Annotated in this window: 13 protein-coding genes; 2 read left to right on the plus strand and 11 right to left on the minus strand. The window is 48.8% G+C overall.

Annotated features, from left to right (window positions below):
* Positions 1-3 precede the first annotated feature (3 nt).
* The 9 genes from tkt to XMG59_RS01650 all read right to left on the minus strand — a co-directional run bounded on the left by tkt (position 4) and on the right by XMG59_RS01650 (position 10,354).
* On the minus strand, positions 4-2,022 hold the full coding sequence (gene tkt, locus XMG59_RS01610; RefSeq protein WP_173484257.1) for a transketolase: 2,019 nt from the start codon (positions 2,020-2,022) through the stop codon (positions 4-6).
* Between the two features lie 25 nt (positions 2,023-2,047).
* Positions 2,048-2,932 (minus strand): phosphoribulokinase, encoded by an 885-nt coding sequence (locus XMG59_RS01615; protein WP_173481514.1) that lies wholly within the window; start codon positions 2,930-2,932, stop codon positions 2,048-2,050.
* A gap of 23 nt (positions 2,933-2,955) precedes the next feature.
* Positions 2,956-4,047, minus strand: coding sequence for a class 1 fructose-bisphosphatase (locus XMG59_RS01620; protein ID WP_173484258.1), 1,092 nt, complete (start codon positions 4,045-4,047; stop codon positions 2,956-2,958).
* Between the two features lie 37 nt (positions 4,048-4,084).
* Positions 4,085-4,792 carry an HAD-IA family hydrolase gene (locus XMG59_RS01625; RefSeq protein WP_173484259.1) on the minus strand — a complete coding sequence of 236 codons (708 nt, stop codon included), beginning with the start codon at positions 4,790-4,792 and terminating at the stop codon, positions 4,085-4,087.
* Positions 4,793-4,961: 169 nt separating this feature from the next.
* The gene (locus XMG59_RS01630; protein ID WP_173481517.1) at positions 4,962-5,270 is read right to left on the minus strand and encodes a hypothetical protein; all 309 of its coding nucleotides are present in this window, start codon (positions 5,268-5,270) and stop codon (positions 4,962-4,964) included.
* A gap of 8 nt (positions 5,271-5,278) precedes the next feature.
* On the minus strand, positions 5,279-7,621 hold the full coding sequence (locus XMG59_RS01635; protein ID WP_173484260.1) for a nitric oxide reductase activation protein NorD: 2,343 nt from the start codon (positions 7,619-7,621) through the stop codon (positions 5,279-5,281).
* Positions 7,622-7,635: 14 nt separating this feature from the next.
* On the minus strand, positions 7,636-8,469 hold the full coding sequence (locus XMG59_RS01640; protein WP_254442905.1) for a CbbQ/NirQ/NorQ/GpvN family protein: 834 nt from the start codon (positions 8,467-8,469) through the stop codon (positions 7,636-7,638).
* Between the two features lie 40 nt (positions 8,470-8,509).
* A complete protein-coding gene (locus tag XMG59_RS01645; protein ID WP_173481520.1) occupies positions 8,510-8,866 on the minus strand; it encodes a ribulose bisphosphate carboxylase small subunit in 357 nt (118 codons plus the stop codon).
* Positions 8,867-8,935: 69 nt separating this feature from the next.
* Entirely contained in the window at positions 8,936-10,354 is a 1,419-nt protein-coding gene (locus XMG59_RS01650; RefSeq protein WP_173481521.1) for a form I ribulose bisphosphate carboxylase large subunit, read from the minus strand.
* Positions 10,355-10,618: 264 nt separating this feature from the next.
* On the opposite strand from XMG59_RS01650, the gene XMG59_RS01655 reads away from it, so the two are divergent.
* Positions 10,619-11,551 (plus strand): LysR family transcriptional regulator, encoded by a 933-nt coding sequence (locus tag XMG59_RS01655; RefSeq protein WP_173481522.1) that lies wholly within the window; start codon positions 10,619-10,621, stop codon positions 11,549-11,551.
* Positions 11,552-12,052: 501 nt separating this feature from the next.
* On the opposite strand, the gene XMG59_RS01660 is transcribed toward XMG59_RS01655, so the two are convergent.
* Both XMG59_RS01660 and XMG59_RS01665 read right to left on the minus strand, forming a co-directional pair.
* Positions 12,053-13,402 (minus strand): class II 3-deoxy-7-phosphoheptulonate synthase, encoded by a 1,350-nt coding sequence (locus tag XMG59_RS01660; RefSeq protein WP_173498101.1) that lies wholly within the window; start codon positions 13,400-13,402, stop codon positions 12,053-12,055.
* A gap of 44 nt (positions 13,403-13,446) precedes the next feature.
* Positions 13,447-14,394, minus strand: a complete 948-nt coding sequence (locus tag XMG59_RS01665) for an AEC family transporter (protein ID WP_173483146.1) — start codon at positions 14,392-14,394, stop codon at positions 13,447-13,449.
* 157 nt (positions 14,395-14,551) lie between these two features.
* Here XMG59_RS01665 and mfd point away from each other — a divergent pair, with 157 nt between their 5' ends.
* Positions 14,552-18,001, plus strand: a complete 3,450-nt coding sequence (gene mfd, locus XMG59_RS01670; protein ID WP_173484263.1) for a transcription-repair coupling factor — start codon at positions 14,552-14,554, stop codon at positions 17,999-18,001.
* The last annotated feature ends 21 nt before the right edge of the window (positions 18,002-18,022 follow it).

An 18,022-nucleotide genomic window follows, 5' to 3' on the forward strand; every position in this document is an offset into this window, starting at 1 on the left:
CCCCTAAACTCGCTGGCGAACAGCATCAGCAACTGCGTTAGCAGTAATGCCGAAGTACTCATAGAGAACAGGAGCCGGTGCTGAATCACCAAAGCTGTCGATGCCTACAACACCACCTTTTCTGCCCACATATTTGCGCCAGAAATCGGTATGCGCTGCTTCCACTGCAACCGCAGGAAGGTCCGATGGAATCGTCTGCTCTTGGTAATCTTCAGATTGGCGATCAAACAGATTGGTACAAGGCATTGAGACAACGCGGGTTGAGATACCCTCAGCCGCTAAAGTCTCTTGAGCTTGCAACGCCAATTGCACTTCAGAACCGGTTGCCATGATCACCGCTTGTGGACTGGCCATATCAGAGAGGATGTAGCCACCTTTACGAACTTTGTCTGCATCAGAGGCCGCCTTCAGTAATTTAGGCATCCCCTGTCGTGACAGCGCTAGAGCAGAGGGACCATCCTGTCGCTCAACCGAGTGCGCCCATGCCGTGGCTGTTTCAAGGGCATCACAAGGACGCCAGACATCAAGGCCTGGAATGATGCGCAAGCTTGGAACGTGCTCGATACTCTGGTGTGTTGGGCCATCTTCGCCAAGGCCAATCGAGTCATGAGTAAAGACATGAACCACACGCTGTTTCATCAGTGCAGCCATTCGAATCGCATTACGAGAGTAATCACTAAAGGTCAGGAAGGTGCCCCCATAGGGTAGGTAGCCACCATGCAGTGCCATACCGTTCATAATCGCAGCCATACCAAACTCACGAACACCGTATGAGAGGTGGTTACCCCAGGTATCCCGACCCGCATAGGTGGCTGTTTTGAAGTTTGTCAGGTTCGAACCGGTCAAATCAGCACTGCCGCCAAAAAACTCTGGAACAAGAGGTGCGATAGCATCTAGCGCATTTTGACTCGCTTTACGGGTCGCTACGTCCCCTTCTGCTGCAGCAATCTGAGCCATGACATCGGCAATATTAGATTGATACTCGTCGCTCAACTCACCGGTCATACGACGTTTGAATTCCGCCGCTTTTTCAGGGAATGCCTTAGCATACTCAGCGAATCGGTGATCCCATTCCGCTTCAGCGGCTCTGCCTGAATCAGTGCAGTCCCAAGCGCTCTTCACGTCACTAGGAATCTCAAATGGCGCATGATTCCAATTCAGTGCAGCGCGTGTCGCAGCGACCTCGTCGGCCCCCAGTGCGGCACCATGAACGTCGTGTGTACCGACCTTATTGGGCGACCCTTTACCGATTTCGGTTTTAGTACAGATCAATGTCGGTTTGCCATCAGCTAATACCGCTTGAGCTTTGGCTGCACGAATCGCTGCATCGACAGCTGACGCATCGTGACCGTTTACATCACGGATCACATTCCAACCATAAGCTTCAAAACGTGCCGGCGTATCATCAGCAAACCAGCCTTCTACGTGGCCATCAATCGAGATACCGTTATCGTCGTAGATCGCGATGAGCTTAGACGTTCTCAGAGTCCCAGCCAGAGAGCAGACCTCGTGACTGATCCCCTCCATCATGCAACCATCACCCAAGAAACAGTAGGTGAAATGGTCCACTATGGCGTGCCCTGATTCATTAAACTCTGCCGCCAACATCTTCTCGGCAAGTGCCAAACCGACAGCATTCGAGATACCCTGACCTAATGGACCCGTCGTAGTCTCCACACCCGCTGTAATGCCCACCTCAGGGTGTCCTGGTGTCTTAGAGTGCAGTTTACGGAACTGTTTAAGTTCATCGATAGGAAGATCGTAGCCCGTTAAATGCAGCAGAGCATAGATCAACATTGAACCGTGACCATTGGAGAGTACAAAACGGTCACGGTCTGGCCAATGTGGATTGGCAGGACTGTGTTTCAAGTGACGGTTCCAAAGAACCTCTGCAATTTCTGCCATTCCCATCGGTGCACCAGGGTGACCCGATTTTGCGGCTTCTACGGCATCGATCGCTAGAAAGCGAATCGCATTGGCCATCTCATTTGCCATAGCGGCATTCGGTGCTGTTCTGTTCATCTGTTGCTCCTAGTTAGCGACGGCCTTAACCACGACCCAAGGCACGATTACGACGTTCCATCATGCGCCATACAAACGGTGTGAAGATCAACTGCATTGCAAGCTCCATCTTGCCACCAGGGACAACAATGGTATTGGCACGTGACATGAAGCTATTGCCAATCATGTTCAAGAGATACTGAAAGTCGATCCCCTTAGGATTAGCAAAGCGGATGATCACCATGCTCTCATCGGCAGAAGGGATGTCCCTAGCGATGAAAGGGTTAGAAGTGTCTACCATCGGTACGCGTTGGAAGTTCACATGCGTATGTTCAAATTGAGGGCAGATGTAGTTAATGTAATCAGGCATGCGACGCAGAATCGTATCCGTTACCGCTTCAGCACTGTAACCACGCTGATTCTTATCGCGCCAAAGCTTCTGAGTCCACTCAAGGTTGATGACGGGAACCACACCGATACGTAGATCTGGGTACTGGGCTATATCGTTCTGTTCAGTTTTCACCGCGCCGTGCAGGCCTTCATAGAAAAGTATATCGGTATCTTTATCGATCTCTTCCCAAGGGGTAAAGGTGCCTGGCTCTTGTCCGTAAGGCTCAGCCTCATCTTGGTTGTGCAGGTAGAGGCGTTTTTTACCGGTACCCGTTTCAGAGTAGCTTTTAAACAGACCTTCGAGCTCATCAAATAGGTTGTTCTCTGGACCAAAGTGGCTGAGATGTTTATTGCCCGCTGCATCGGCTTGCGCCAACTGCTTCTTCATCTCAGTACGATCGTAACGGTGGAAACTATCGCCTTCGACAATCGCGGCTTTAACATTTTCACGGCGAAAGATATTAGAGAATGTCCGAGTAACGGTTGAAGTACCTGCACCTGATGAGCCGGTAATCGCAATAATTGGGTGACGTTCTGACATAATGTTTCTCCAGGTCCAGTAACTTAATCGCGGAATAGACTGCGTTCAGCAAAGAGCGGCATATCTTCGCCTTTCTCTTCAATCGGTTCGTTGTGGTAACGCTCGATGCGCTCGACCTCGTTTTTAGAACCAAACACCAACCCTATGCGTTGGTGAAGCTCGGTCGGTTTCACATCCAGCATTGGGTAGCTGCCTGTACTGGCACGGCCACCGGCTTGCTCGATAATCATTCCGACAGGGTTCGCCTCATAAAGCAGTCTTAACTTACCGGCTTTGCTAGGATCTTTAGTGTCACGTGGGTACATGAATACACCGCCACGCATTAGGATACGATGCGCCTCCGCTACCATCGAAGCGATCCAACGCATGTTGAAGTCTTTACCGCGCGGACCGGTCGATCCCGCTAGACACTCATCTACATAACGTTTAACGGGCGCTTCCCAGAAACGGCTATTAGAGGTGTTAATCGCAAACTCTTGAGTATCTTCAGGAATGGTGATGCTGGGGTGCGTCAACATAAACTCGCCCAAGGCAGGATCAAGAGTGAAACCAACTACTCCGTTACCCACCGTAAGAATCAGCATGGTTGATGGACCATAAAGCGCGTATCCAGCCGCCACCTGCTGTGATCCGGGCTGTAAAAACACCTCCTCCTGAATAGGAGTGGTTGCATCATCCGGTGCACGAAGAATCGAAAAAATACTGCCCACCGAGACATTCACATCAATATTCGATGAACCGTCGAGTGGATCAAAAACAATCAGGTAGCGACCTTTCGGGTGACCCTCTGGGATATCCAGTGCCTCATCCATCTCTTCTGAGGCCATACCTAGAAGATGCCCGCCCCACTCTGTCGTCTTGATGAAAATGTCATTACTGAGCACATCCAGTTTTTTCTGAGCCTCACCCTGGACATTGATACTGCCGCCTGCATCTTCATTATGCTCACCGTGTAGGCCCGCTAATTCACCATAGGCTACGGCTTTAGCGATCTGCTTACAGGCCATCGCCACATCCAAAATCAAGGCGTTAAAATCACCGCTGGCACTTGGGTAACGACGACGCTCTTCAATTAGGTATTGAGTTAAGGTCGTTCTATTGGTTCTAAATGGCATATCAGTTGCCTCTTATTATTTTTGAAAATCGGTATTGTTAAGCGATCAGTCGAGACAACTGCTCTAAATTCACATCGCTTAATGAGGGAACAATTAAGTCAGCCCCTGTGAAATCATGGTGCTTGGAAAACTCATTAGGGGTTATTACAGTAGCCAATTCGGCGCCTTTAGCGGCTCTTAACCCATTGTTGGTATCTTCAATGGCTATTGCCTCTGCCGATGAGACACCAAGACGCTCCAATGCTTGAAGGTAGACACTGGGGTCCGGTTTTTTATTCGGAGCAGTTTCTGCGTTTTCGACAACGGTGAACGTCTCCTGCCAGTCATCGCCCATGGCGTGAGAGAGCAGTGCTTCGATATTGGCAGGAGTGGTCGTTGTGGCGATGGCTAGCTTTAAACCAGCAGACTTCGCGGCTTTAATTAGCTCTAAAACACCAGGGCGCATCGCAACCTCTCCGCAAGCAACCATCTCTTCATAACGAGCAGTTTTAGTGGCATGCAGCTCTGGAATGATTGAGTCGATGCGTTCTTCGCTGACTTGAACACCTCGATCAGGCCGTTGGTTCCAGTAGTGACGAATTCGCTCTTTGCCGCCCGAGACTTCAAGCAGCTCTGTATAGGTCTCTAAATCCCATAACCAAGTGAGGCCCGCTGTTTCAAAGGCATAGTTGAAAGCAGCCATATGCGCCATTTCGGTGTCTGCCAATGTACCGTCGACATCAAAAATTAACGCTTTAAGTGCCATTTAATACCTTCAGTTATATTCTTATGTTTATTTTCTATTAACTAAGAGTATTCAGTGTGCTAAGTAAGCGCAATTAAAATGAGGTTATATTAGGATTAAGAAATCACTTAACTAACAACCGACGTAAAAAAGCCCCGATGCTTTTACATCGAGGCTTACTAAATAAAAGTTAATCTGCCATCAAATCTCTATCCGCGTCCCACCCCTTTGATTTTGCATGAACAATGGCTTGTTCTTGAATATGTAGGTAACGCACTCGGATCTCATCTGGCAACTGACTGACAGAAAATCCATAATTCTCCCACTCATCATTGACCTGACGCCAGAGTGTCTCCAGCCCCTGCACTAACCAACCCTCACAACTTTCCGTTTCCGGAATCAAACCAAAAGCCCAAGCATCCCTGATGATTTTTCCGGTATCGGTCATCCCTCCGTAAAGGTCATTGTGAATGCCGACGTATGTTTTTGATTTTTGCATAACGACTCCTAACAGGTCAGGCTGGCAAATAAGCTGGGTAGCTTTTCTGGCAGACGATCAACGTTATCGACCACCGTATAGTTATTGGCCCCAAAAATTCGTTTAACATAACTATCAGCATTGGGGTCTAAGGTTAAGCAATAGGTTAAAACACCTTGGCTGTACAGCTCTTCGACAGCTTTCTTGGTATCGTGCCTAAGGTGTTGGGGATCACGCTCATCGATATCAGCTGGTTCCCCATCTGTGACCAACAGGAGCAGCTTGCGGCGTTCAGGTTGTTTCATCAAAAGACTTCCAGCATGTCGCATGGCTGCTCCCATACGAGTTGACAGCCCTCCCGTCATTCCTGCAAGACGACTTTTTGCTTCGTCATTAAAGCTCTGATTAAAATCTTTAAATTTAAAGTATTGAACATCGTGTCGACCATCAGAAGCGAATCCATGTATCGAAAAAGGATCACCGATGCCATTGATCGCGCTTGAAACCAGCGTCGCTGCTTCACGCGTCAACTCAAGCACACTTTTATCAGATCCCTCCATGGTCTCATTCGTCGACTCAGATAGGTCCAACAATACAGTCACTGCAAGATCGCGATTTTTGACAACATTACGCATTGTGATTCTGGGGTTGGGTTGTTCACCCATTCTGATGGCAATCATCGCATCGATGGCCGCATTCAGATCAATCTCATCACCATCTTCCATATTTCGCTCTCTTTGAACGCCATCCGGTGAGAGAAGATCAACAACCTGTTTAATTTTCTGCACTATCGGCTTATGTTCTTGAAAGATCCGATCAATCGTTTCTGGATCCCCTTTTTGAGCTCTTTTTTCGTACACCGTTGCCCAATCGGGTCGGTATAACTGCACCTGATAATCCCACTCCTGATAGTGGTATGGATCTGAAATAGGCTCTTTACCCCAGCGGTCATTAAAAGACTCGGTCGCTTCACCTGCATCCTCATAAGGCATGAACTCTGTCGCGCATACCCAAACTTCTTGGGCATCATCGCCCGCTAGCTCACAGTCCACCTCATTCGCCATTTCGACGGCACTGACATACTTTCTTACCTGTCGTTGCGAAGCGGGAATATACTCCAGACCATGCTCAGCTAGATTGAAAGGCTCAAACTCCCAAACAAAACGATTATCATCACGATAAGGTGTGCGCATGGACTGCAGAATACGTAGACTGGGCACCTCTTTACGGTCATCAAACAGAGCAAAAAGCGCCAGTCCTAACTGAAAGCTGATTTCAGAAGAGTCTTTTTTAGCAGAAATTTCATGATGAAACTTAGCCGATAATTCATTCAACTCTGGGTCGTCTGATCTTACTGTTTCATCCATCAGCATCAATGCAAACTGACCCAACCGCTGTAAGGTTGGGTGTTCCTCACGGCCCTCCGGCTCAATTGACAGTAACGCTTGCCAAGTGGAACGCAGTCCAGGAAAGTCTTGCATCGCACAATACTCAACCCTGGCATCTTCGATCAATGCGATAAAGAACATCTGCGCCTGACTAAGGCCGCTAGCATCCATTCGGTCAGTCGTATAACTCATATGAGCAGCAGCGTGTGCCACTTGAGCACGATATAACGAGACGCCATCCACCTGGTTGAGATCATCAACCGCATCTGGCAAATGCATAACATGATGTTCAATGTAAGGTTTAAAGTCTTCGTAATCTGCCGAGGTGGGACGAAGAAAAAAATCTCTTCCCCATAAAGCCCTTAAGTAAAAATTTAATTTGCGTTGCGCATCAATAAACAGCGTACCCTTGCGCTCTTGTTGCAGCATTTTTTGACTATCAGCGGTCTTGAGCTCGAAATAACTGACTAGATTAACAAAATCTCTTCGATAAGCATCCGCCCCAAAGTTAGCCCAACGTCGAAGTCCTGAAAGCGTCAGCTTTGATAGCAGCTCATCCATATGATTCAGCATCGGCCTAAGGCCGCGAGCTGCCTTAGCAGACAATTGATGTATGAGAGTAAGGTACCCTCTCAGCAATTCAGGATCACCAAGACGATTTGCAGCAATCGGCAGGGATTGCAATAACAGAGTAATGACTTCACCAGAGGTCATCGAAGCGAGTTTCATGGCTGCATGAATACAGTCACTCATGACATCCTCACCACACTCTTTCACGACCTGTGGCATGCATTCAATAAACGCGATCACGAGCTCTTTACCACGACCTAGATTCGCCAAACTCTGTGCACCCTCAAGATAGTCTTGTAAGGCAGGCGATGACATCACTCGTGCGGCTTCATGAAAGTGACTCTCTAAAACATCGTTCATTTCTGGAGCGATGCTCTCAAGAGATTGGCGATACTGGTCCATGTCGATACTCATCGGTGCTGCCCCTGTTAGCTCACAAAAAATGTGTTGACTGCAGCATCTAGGGTTTCTCGCATATCTGGATCATCGGTCAACGGTGTTACTAACGTCATTTTGCACGCAGACAACGGATCTACACCTTCAGCGATCATCTGCCCAGCATAGACAAGCAAACGAGTTGATATTCCTTCATCAAGGCCGTGCCCTTTCAAATTCCTCGCACGGTGGGCTATTTGAACCAATTTATTGGCGATATCAAGACCCACACCTGTCTCTTTATCTACAATTTCAGCTTCATCATAATCTTTCGGATAGTCAAAGTTCATCGCACCAAATCGCTGTTTAGTGGATTGTTTAAGATCTTTCATCAGGCTTTGATAACCGGGGTTATAAGAGATAACCAATTGAAAATCAGGGTGCGCCTCGATCAGTTCCCCTTTTTTATCCAAAGGCAGTGTTCTGCGATGGTCAGTTAAGGGGTGAATCACAACGGTGGTATCTTGTCTTGCTTCAACGACCTCATCCAAGTAACAAATTGCCCCTATTCTGGCAGCTGTCGCTAATGGACCATCCTGCCAATGGGTACCGTCCTTATCGAGCAAAAAACGTCCAACCAGATCTGAGGCCGTCATATCTTCGTTACAGGCAACCGTAATCAGAGGACGCTTCAGTTTCCAGGCCATATACTCCACAAATCTTGATTTGCCGCATCCCGTTGGCCCTTTGAGCATCACCGGCATACGTCTTGCATAGGCGGCTTGATACATATCGACCTCATTGCCTACCGCCTTATAAAAGGGTTCGTCCTTGATAATGTATTGATCCGTATTCACTGCACTCATACTCTTACCTTTTGTATCCATTGAGAGCAAAACCCCCTCATTAGAGGGGGTATCTATAGCGTTATACTGGGTTGCCTCGGTAAACCACCATCTCAGCACCTTTTGACTGAGCATAGTTGTCATAACCGACCAACCTAACGTGGTTATTAGGGTGGGCTTGGTGGCAAGCTTCAGCCTCATTCAGAACTCGATCAACGTCGGTCTCACCGAACAGTGGCAACTTCCACATGTACCAGTAGTGATCGAACGCATTCTCTGGCTCTGTATGCTCTATCGCCGGGTTCCATCCTTTAGACACGATGTACTCAACTTGCTTTCGAATTTGTTCAGCATTCATCTCAGGCAGGTAAGAGAATGTCTCGAATTTACGGCTATTCACATCACTCAGGCTTGATGCGTAATCTTGCATTTCACTCATCATCTATTCCTCAACTCTAATAAGAGCTCAATTTATTAAGGAGGGTCTCTAAGGAACCCTCCCATTACTTTATTTATGAGAGACGTCTAACTTATCGACCGTATCGAATTCAAACTTGATCTCTTTCCAGGTTTCCATGGCAACTTTTAGCTCAGGGCTGTGCTCGGCTGCAGAGAGAAGGATTTGTTTACCATCTTTCTCAAGTTCAGCACCGTGATTACGCGCTTCAACACAGGCTTCAAGAGCCACACGGTTCGCAGCTGCACCTGCGGCATTACCCCACGGGTGACCCAAAGTACCACCACCAAACTGTAGAACTGAGTCATCACCAAAAATGTTAACCAATGCAGGCATGTGCCAAACATGGATACCGCCCGAGGCAACCGGAATAACACCCGGCATAGATCCCCAGTCTTGATCAAACATAATGCCGCGACTGCGATCCTCTTTTGTAAAAGAGTCACGCATTAGATCGATCCAGCCCAAGGTCGCCTCACGGTCACCTTCCAACTTACCAACCACCGTGCCAGAGTGAAGATGGTCACCACCGGAAAGACGAAGCATCTTAGTCAGCACTCGGAAATGGATACCGTGATTAGGGTTGCGGTCTAGAACAGCGTGCATGGCACGGTGAATGTGCAACAACATGCCATTTTCACGACACCAATTTGCTAGACCTGTGTTAGCGGTAAAACCACCGGTCAGATAATCGTGCATAATGATCGGGGCGCCGATCTCTTTTGCGTATTCGGCACGCTTATACATCTCTTCCGGAGTTGGAGCTGTCACGTTCAGGTAGTGACCTTTACGCTCACCCGTTTCAGCTTCGGCTTTTTCAATGGCTTCCATGACAAAATCAAATCGTTGTCTCCAGCGCATGAACGGTTGAGAGTTAACGTTCTCATCATCCTTGGTAAAATCGAGACCACCGCGAAGACACTCATAAACTGCTCGTCCGTAGTTTTTGGCTGACAAACCCAGCTTAGGCTTGATGGTGCACCCCAACATTGGACGACCGTATTTGTTCATAATGTCGCGCTCTACCTGAATGCCGTGCGGTGGTCCACCACAGGTCATTACATAGGCGACTGGAATACGAACATCTTCCAATCGCAAAGAACGCACTGCCTTAAAGCCAAATACGTTACCAACAAGAGAGGTCAATACATTGACAACAGAGCCCTCTTCGAACAGGTCAATTGGGTAGGCAATGAATGCGTAGAACGCCTCGTCATTACCAGGAACATCCTCGATAGCGTAGGCGCGGCCTTTATAGTACTCAAGATCAGTGAGCAGATCTGTCCACACGGTCGTCCAAGTACCGGTAGAAGACTCTGCCGCAACCGCTGCTGCCGCCTCTTCACGTGGCACTCCATCTTGTGCAATTACCTTAAAACACGCCAGAAAGTCCGTATCTTTTGGTGTGTAATCGGGCATCCAATACGTCTCACGGTACTCCTTTACACCTGCTTGATAGCTTTTTGCCATGGTCAATTTCTCCTGTTGGATTAAACCTTGATTATTGTTGTGCTGTTTGAGTGCCAGGCTGAAATCAACTTAGCAATCGCATAGGAGAGACGTTATGGGAAAGTAATGTTAAGAACAACACAAACTTTCTTATCAAAATGATAAGTGATTACTTAACATTAATATTCAATCAGGAATTAAATAGATACTGTTTACATTAAGGTTAAACTTAACTATTTTGAATAAACCACAATAAATAACTCAAAGCATTAATCGGAGGAGCCAGTGCGTAATACAACCTTTCGTCAGCTCAGAGTCTTTAATGAAGTCGCAAAACAGCTGAGTTTCATTAGAGCCGCGGAATCTCTTCACCTAACTCCCCCGGCGATTACCATGCAAATTAAAGAGCTTGAAAGTAACGTAGGCATGCCGTTGTTTGATCGTGCTGGCAAAAAAGTCACGCTAACCACAGCAGGTGAATATATGCTGGTCTACGCTAGAAGAATCCTAGCGACCGTTAAAGACGCTGAAGATGCTGCAGCAAGATTAATTCACGCAGAAGCTGGAACAATTACGATAGGGATTGTTAGAACCGCAAAATACTTCATGATGCACCTTATTTCTGAATTCATTGAAGAACATAAGAGTGTCGACATAAAGCTATCGATTGGTAATCGTGAACAGCTGCTCAAATCTTTGCAAAACAATGAAGTTGATCTCGCTATTATGGGTCGACCACCCAAAGAGATGCGGACCCGAAATGAACCCTTTGCGGCTCACCCTCACGTTTTTGTGGCCGCGCCCACAAACCCGTTATTTTTAAGAAGCCTGGATGAGCGGTTAACACCCGAGGAGCTGCGAGATATCCCGTTTATTGTTCGTGAAGAGGGCTCAGGCACACGAGCAGCGATGGAACGCTTTTTCGAGGGGAGAAGTATTGAACCGCATTATAAGTTTGAACTGGATTCCAACGAAATGATCAAACAGGCCGTAATGGCCGATCTGGGGATAGGATTTGTGTCACAGCACACTGTCGGTTTAGAACTGGAGCACCAAAAATTGGGAATACTCAATGTCGATGGCGCGCCGATTGTTCGAGCCTGGAACCTTGTGCATACACAATCGAAGGTACTCTCCCCTGCTGCAGAAGCGTTCCGATACTTTATGCTTGAGAGAGCAGAGAGTTTCCTAGCTGAGCAGTTTGGGCGGTTAGAGTAGATTTGCGCGATCTTTTCGGTGACTGGCCTTCAGCCTGTCAACCGCATTTCTATCCGACTAGCGTCGGCTAGCCTTCTTCTTTGTGTGAGCAAAGAAGAAGCAAGAAAACACACCCCGCTCCTTCGGCCTTCGGCACACTGCGCGCGATACTCTTTTTCTAACATCAAAAGGCACATTTCAGAGCCTGCTCCGTGCAGGCGCTGAAACTCTCGCCCATCCGGGGCTCGATCCTTTCAACGTCTTAACGAAAAAGAGCACCGTGCTCGTTCTCAGTCGGACGGGGAACGGGGTGCCAGATTCGAATCTGGCACTGTTGGAGCGGTCTTGAAAAGGCCGCGATGGGTATTAAGTTAAGCTTAGCTATTGGCACCAGTGTCTGGCTTTAGCCTGACATCCACTTTCTCAGCGTTTTCCAGATTATTAGTAAATCTTACCTGCGGATGACAGGCTGAAGGCCTGTCACCAAATATCGCGGCCTTTTTAAGACCGCTCCAACTCAGATTACTTACGTGCTGCCTTAAGTGTATCCGCAATCATAAACGCTAACTCAAGTGACTGGTCAGCATTGAGGCGTGGGTCACACTGGGTGATGTAGCGCTCTGCCAGGGCTGATTCTGTGATTTGGTAGGCGCCACCGACACACTCGGTTACATGGTTACCGGTCATCTCAAAGTGAACACCACCTGCGTAGCTGCCCTCTGCCTTGTGAATCTCGAAGAAGGATTTCATCTCAGAGAGAATCGCATCGACCGAGCGGGTTTTGTAACCGCTGCTAGCTTTTACCGTATTGCCGTGCATCGGGTCGTTGCTCCAGACAACATTCACGCCCAGATCATTCACAGCACGCACTAGCTGTGGAAGGTGATCGCCGATCTTATCGGCACCCATGCGGGCAATCAGATTGATACGACCCGCTTCGTTCTCTGGGTTTAGAATCTCTAATAGACGTTTTAAATCATCCACTTGAGTGGTTGGGCCCACTTTTACACCGACCGGGTTTTGAACACCACGCAAGAACTCAACGTGCGCATGATCAGGCTGACGAGTCCGATCACCAATCCAGAGCATGTGCGCTGAACAGTCATACCAACCGTTGGTCAAACTGTCTTGGCGCGTCAACGCCTCTTCATAAGGCAGCAACAGTGCTTCGTGTGAGGTGTAGAGCGTTGTCTCAGATAGCTGCGGTGTATTGTCTGTATTCAATCCACAGGCCGCCATGAACGACAACGCTTGATCGATCTGTGCGGCTAGCGCTTCATACTTTTCATGCGCAGGCGACTGAGACACGAAGCCTTGGTTCCATTTATGAACCTGATGCAGATCGGCAAAGCCACCACGTGAGAAGGCGCGCAGTAGGTTTAACGTTGCTGAGGATTGATGATAAGCCTTCAACATACGCTCAGGATCTGGAATACGCGCTTCTGCCGTGAACTCGGCCGAGTTGACGTTGTCACCACGGTATGAAGGTAGCTCGACACCATCAATCGTCTCAGTATCGCTAGAGCGAGGTTTAGCGAATTGGCCAGCAATTCGCCCTACTTTTACTACAGGACAACTACCCGCGAAAGCCAACACAACGGCCATCTGCATTAGCAATTTAAAGGTATCTTTGATCTTATCAGCACTGAACTCGTTAAAGCTCTCTGCACAGTCACCACCCTGTAACAGAAACGCTTCACCACGACTGACACGTGCTAGATCAGCTTTTAAAGATCGGATCTCTCCTGCAAAAACCAGAGGTGGCTGTTGTTTCAGCTCAGCCTCAATCGATTGCAGTGCCGTTAGGTCTGGGTAAGTCGGTAACTGTTTAACCGGCAGATCGCGCCAGCTATTGGGCGTCCATACGCTCATGTGAAAAATTCCTTTAGGTGGTGATTAAAGAGGTTTCTAGTCTACTAAATTAATGCCAACAACTGCAGTAGGTAGAGCCCGAAAGTTATCGTGATCATCGACACAAAGGTCGTCAGAACGATGATGTTGGCGGCAAGTTCATCGTCATCACCTGCAATTTTGGCCATCACATAACTGGCAGCCGCGGTAGGAGATGCTAGGAACAGAAACAGAGTCCCTAACTCCATTCCACTGATACCCAAGTAGGCGCCAATGGCCGTGAACAGCAGTGGTACCCAAATCAACTTGACCAGCGTAGCATTGACGGCCAACCAACCTGACAGACGAAAGGCTTTTAACGACAGCGTTGCGCCAATGCAGAGCAGTGCTAGTGGCAGTGACATAGACCCGAAGAGTTGAGCCGACTCCTCTACCCAGAGTGGCAATCGCAGATGCAAGAGTGACAGCAACGCACCGATTAACACCCCAATAATCATCGGGTTCAGCACCACCTCTTTCGCAACCACCAATGGTGTAGGACGATAGCGTGTACTGAAGACCGAAAAGAGCACGACCGAAAGACCGTTGTTTAGGATTCCCGCTAAACCAGCCATTAATCCGGCCACTTGCAGCCCCTCATTGCCATAAAGGCTCAATACCAGCGCCAGTGCGATAATGCCGTGATTACCTCTGAAACCAGCCTGAATAAAAACAGCACGCTGATCCGGTCGAATCCAACGATAGGCGATAAATCCCATGAGTATGACGACTGCGAAGTTCGCCAGGATGTAGTAGCCAAACAGAACGGAATCAAGCAGTCCAACCACGTCCGCTCGGTAGGTAGCTAAACCTAACAGAGTAGGCAGGGTTGCTTTGTAGACCAACATCGAGGCGCCACTGATGAAACCATCACTCAACAGGTTAAATCGTTTTAGCAGCAATCCGATGATGACCAGGGAGAAAATGGGGGCCGTAACAGCAAATATTTGAGCAAACAGCTCGAAGTGATTCATGCGATTCCAAGTCCATGTGGAGTAGACGTCTATTATGGCCGATACCGCACCTGCGAAACAGATAAAAACTGTGATTTTTTCTCTACTTACCTGCCCTAATCACTGATTGATCGCTACAATAGAATCTTTCTCATGCTATTTTCACTGGAGTCCAAGATTGTCAGGTCTAGATCAGTTTATTGCCCCAACTAAAGCCGGTGATTTGCGCCGTATTGGTGATGTAAAAGGGGCCGCCACCGGTTGGCTAATCGATCAGATACGCGACAAGCATCAGGGACCTATACTGATGCTCTGCAACGACAGTGAGAGCGCTAGCCGTATTCGTCGTGAGATACGCTTTTTTGCCGGTGACTCTCTGCCTGTGATGCTCTTTCCAGACTGGGAAACCCTAGCTTACGATAGCTTCTCTCCACACCAGGATATTACCTCCACTCGCTTAGAGACGCTCTACCGACTTCAAGGTTTAAAGTCAGGTGTCATTGTCGTGCCTGCTTCGACGGCGATGCAGCGTGTCGCTCCTAAAGAGTTTGTCAGTGGTAATGTCTTCTGGCTTGAAAAAGGTCAGCAATTAGACGCCGACAGGATGCGAGAGCAACTGATCGATGCAGGGTATAACCTGGTCGACACCGTCTATGAGCACGGTGAATTTGCTGTACGTGGCGCCATTATTGATCTCTACCCTACCGGCACTAGCGCGCCTCTTCGTATCGACCTATTTGATGATGAGATCGATACTCTAAGGACATTCGATCCGGAGACACAACGCTCCATTGAACAGATCGAGCGCATTCGCATTTTGCCGGCGCGTGAATACCCTTTCCACTCCAACGCGATTGATGGCTTTAAACAGCGCTGGCGTCAACGATTTGATGTCGATTATGGCAACTGCCCCATCTACCAAGACATCTCGAGCGGTTTAGCGCCGGCGGGGATCGAGTATTATCTGCCGCTCTTCTTTGAGCAGTGCTCTACCCTGTTCGATTACCTTCCTGAATCAACCCTTGTGATTCAGCAGAAAGGGATACTGGAGGCCGCATCACAATTCCATAGCGGTGTGGTAAGTCGACATAACGAACGCCAAGGCGATATCACTCGCCCAATCTTGACGCCAGATGAGCTCTTTTTAACACCGGATAACTTGGCAAGTGACCTAAAACGTTGGCCGGGAATCCGACTAAGTGCTGAGCCTGAAGAGGTTAAACCGGGGCGTGAGAATATCGGTGCGACTGAACCTCCCAGTTTAAGCACCTCTCCCACTGCGGCAGAGCCTCTGCGCCCACTGGCCAATCACCTAGACAAAGCCACTACTCCGGTTCTCATTCTTGCTGAATCAGCGGGCCGTCGTGAATCTCTATTAACGCAACTGCAAGCGATGTCGATCAAGCCTGTGCAACTCGACAGCTGGCACGCTTTTCAAAACAGCAATGAGTCACTCGCAATAAGCGTTGCACCGCTTGAACAGGGTCTTGCCATCAGTGATCAATTTGAGGTGATCTCGGAGGCACAGCTGTTTGGCAATCAGGTCTTCCAACGTCGTCGTCGCCAGCGTGAACAGAGCGATGCCGACCAAGCCGTTAAATCACTGTCTGAACTGAGCGTCGGGAATCCTGTGGTCCACATTGATCACGGCGTAGGTCGCTATCTCGGTCTGCAGACGATCGATTTGGATGGATCAGCCACCGAGTTTCTGACCCTGCAGTACGCGAATGATGCCAAACTCTATGTTCCGGTCTCCTCTCTGCATCTGATTAGCCGATACACCGGTGCCAGTGAAGAGTCTGCACCGCTGCACCGTCTTGGCACAGAGCAGTGGTCCAAAGCGCGCCGTAAAGCGGCCGAGAAGGTACGTGATGCAGCTGCCGAGCTGTTAGATATCTATGCACGTCGTGCCGCTCGCCAGGGGTATCAATACAGCATTGATGATGCTATGTACGATCAATTCTCACGTGCATTCCCATTCGAAGAGACGCCAGATCAAGCGATGGCCATTGAAGCGGTGCGCCGAGACATGCAAGCCGTGCAACCGATGGATCGTCTAGTCTGCGGTGATGTTGGCTTTGGTAAAACTGAAGTGGCTATGCGGGCCGCCTTCATTGCGGCACAAGCGGGCAAACAGGTTGCTGTATTGGTACCAACCACCCTCCTCGCCCAGCAGCACTTTGAGAATTTCCGTGATCGTTTCGCCGACTGGCCTATGGAGGTCGATCTGATCTCTCGCTTCAAAACAGGCAAACAACAGGATCAGATCGCAGCCAAGGTAGAGGCGGGTCAAGTCGATATTCTGATTGGTACTCACAAACTGATTCAGGGCGATTTGAAATTCAGCAACCTAGGGCTGTTGATAATCGATGAGGAGCACCGTTTTGGTGTTCAGCAGAAAGAGAAGCTCAAATCGCTCCGTTCTGAGGTTGATATTCTAACCCTAACCGCAACGCCTATACCTCGCACACTGAACATGGCGATGTCGGGCATGCGTGATCTTTCGATCATCGCGACGGCACCGGCTAAGCGTCTATCGGTTAAAACCTTTGTGCGTCAATCAGATCCAGCGCTGATTAAAGAGGCCATTCTGCGTGAGTTGCTTCGCGGTGGTCAGGTCTACTATCTGCACAATGAAGTGAAAACCATTGAACAGACCGCTAAAGAGTTGGGTGAGCTGATTCCAGAGGCCCGTATTGGTATCGGCCATGGCCAGATGCGTGAGCGTGAACTGGAACAGGTGATGAGTGACTTCTATCACAAGCGATTCAACGTATTGGTCTCCACCACCATCATCGAAACCGGTATCGACGTTCCTAACGCCAATACGATCATCATCGATCGCGCTGATAAATTTGGTCTGGCTCAATTGCACCAGTTGCGTGGACGAGTCGGTCGTTCGCATCATCAGGCTTACGCTTACCTGCTTACACCGCACCACAAGGCGATGACTTCAGATGCCACCAAACGTTTGGAGGCGATTGTCGAAGCGAGCACTCTAGGGGCAGGCTTTACCCTAGCAACCCACGACCTTGAGATACGGGGTGCCGGTGAGCTGTTAGGTGAAGAGCAGTCGGGTCAAATGCAGACAATTGGTTTCTCCCTCTACATGGAGATGCTAGAGCAAGCAGTAGAGTCGATTAAAGAGGGTAAAACACCCAACTTTGATCAGCCTCTTCATCACGGCTGTGAAGTAAACTTGCACCTACCGGCACTGATTCCCGATGACTATCTGCCGGATGTGCATAACCGATTGACGCTCTATAAACGCATTGCCAATGCAGCCAATGACGAAGAGTTGCGTGAGCTTCAGGTGGAGATGATTGATCGCTTTGGTCTGCTACCAACGCCTCTTCAGAACCTAATTCGACAGACTTCAATCAAGTTGCGGGCTGAAAAACTCGATATTATCAAGTTGGATGCTGGCGCTGGGTCAGGACGCTTGGAGTTTGCTGAGGAGACCTGTGTCGATCCTTACACCCTTGTAAAACTGGTGCAGACACAGCCAAAGGTCTATAAACTCGATGGGGCTACCGCGTTTAAGTTCAGTGTACCGATGGAAAACAGTGAAACTCGATTCCAGACAGTTGAAGCGCTGCTTGATACACTGACACCGGCAAGTGATTGATTTGAACCTTCAGGAGCATAT

This window comes from Marinobacterium sp. xm-g-59 (assembly GCF_013283315.1).
GTDB lineage: Bacteria > Pseudomonadota > Gammaproteobacteria > Pseudomonadales > Balneatricaceae > Marinobacterium_E.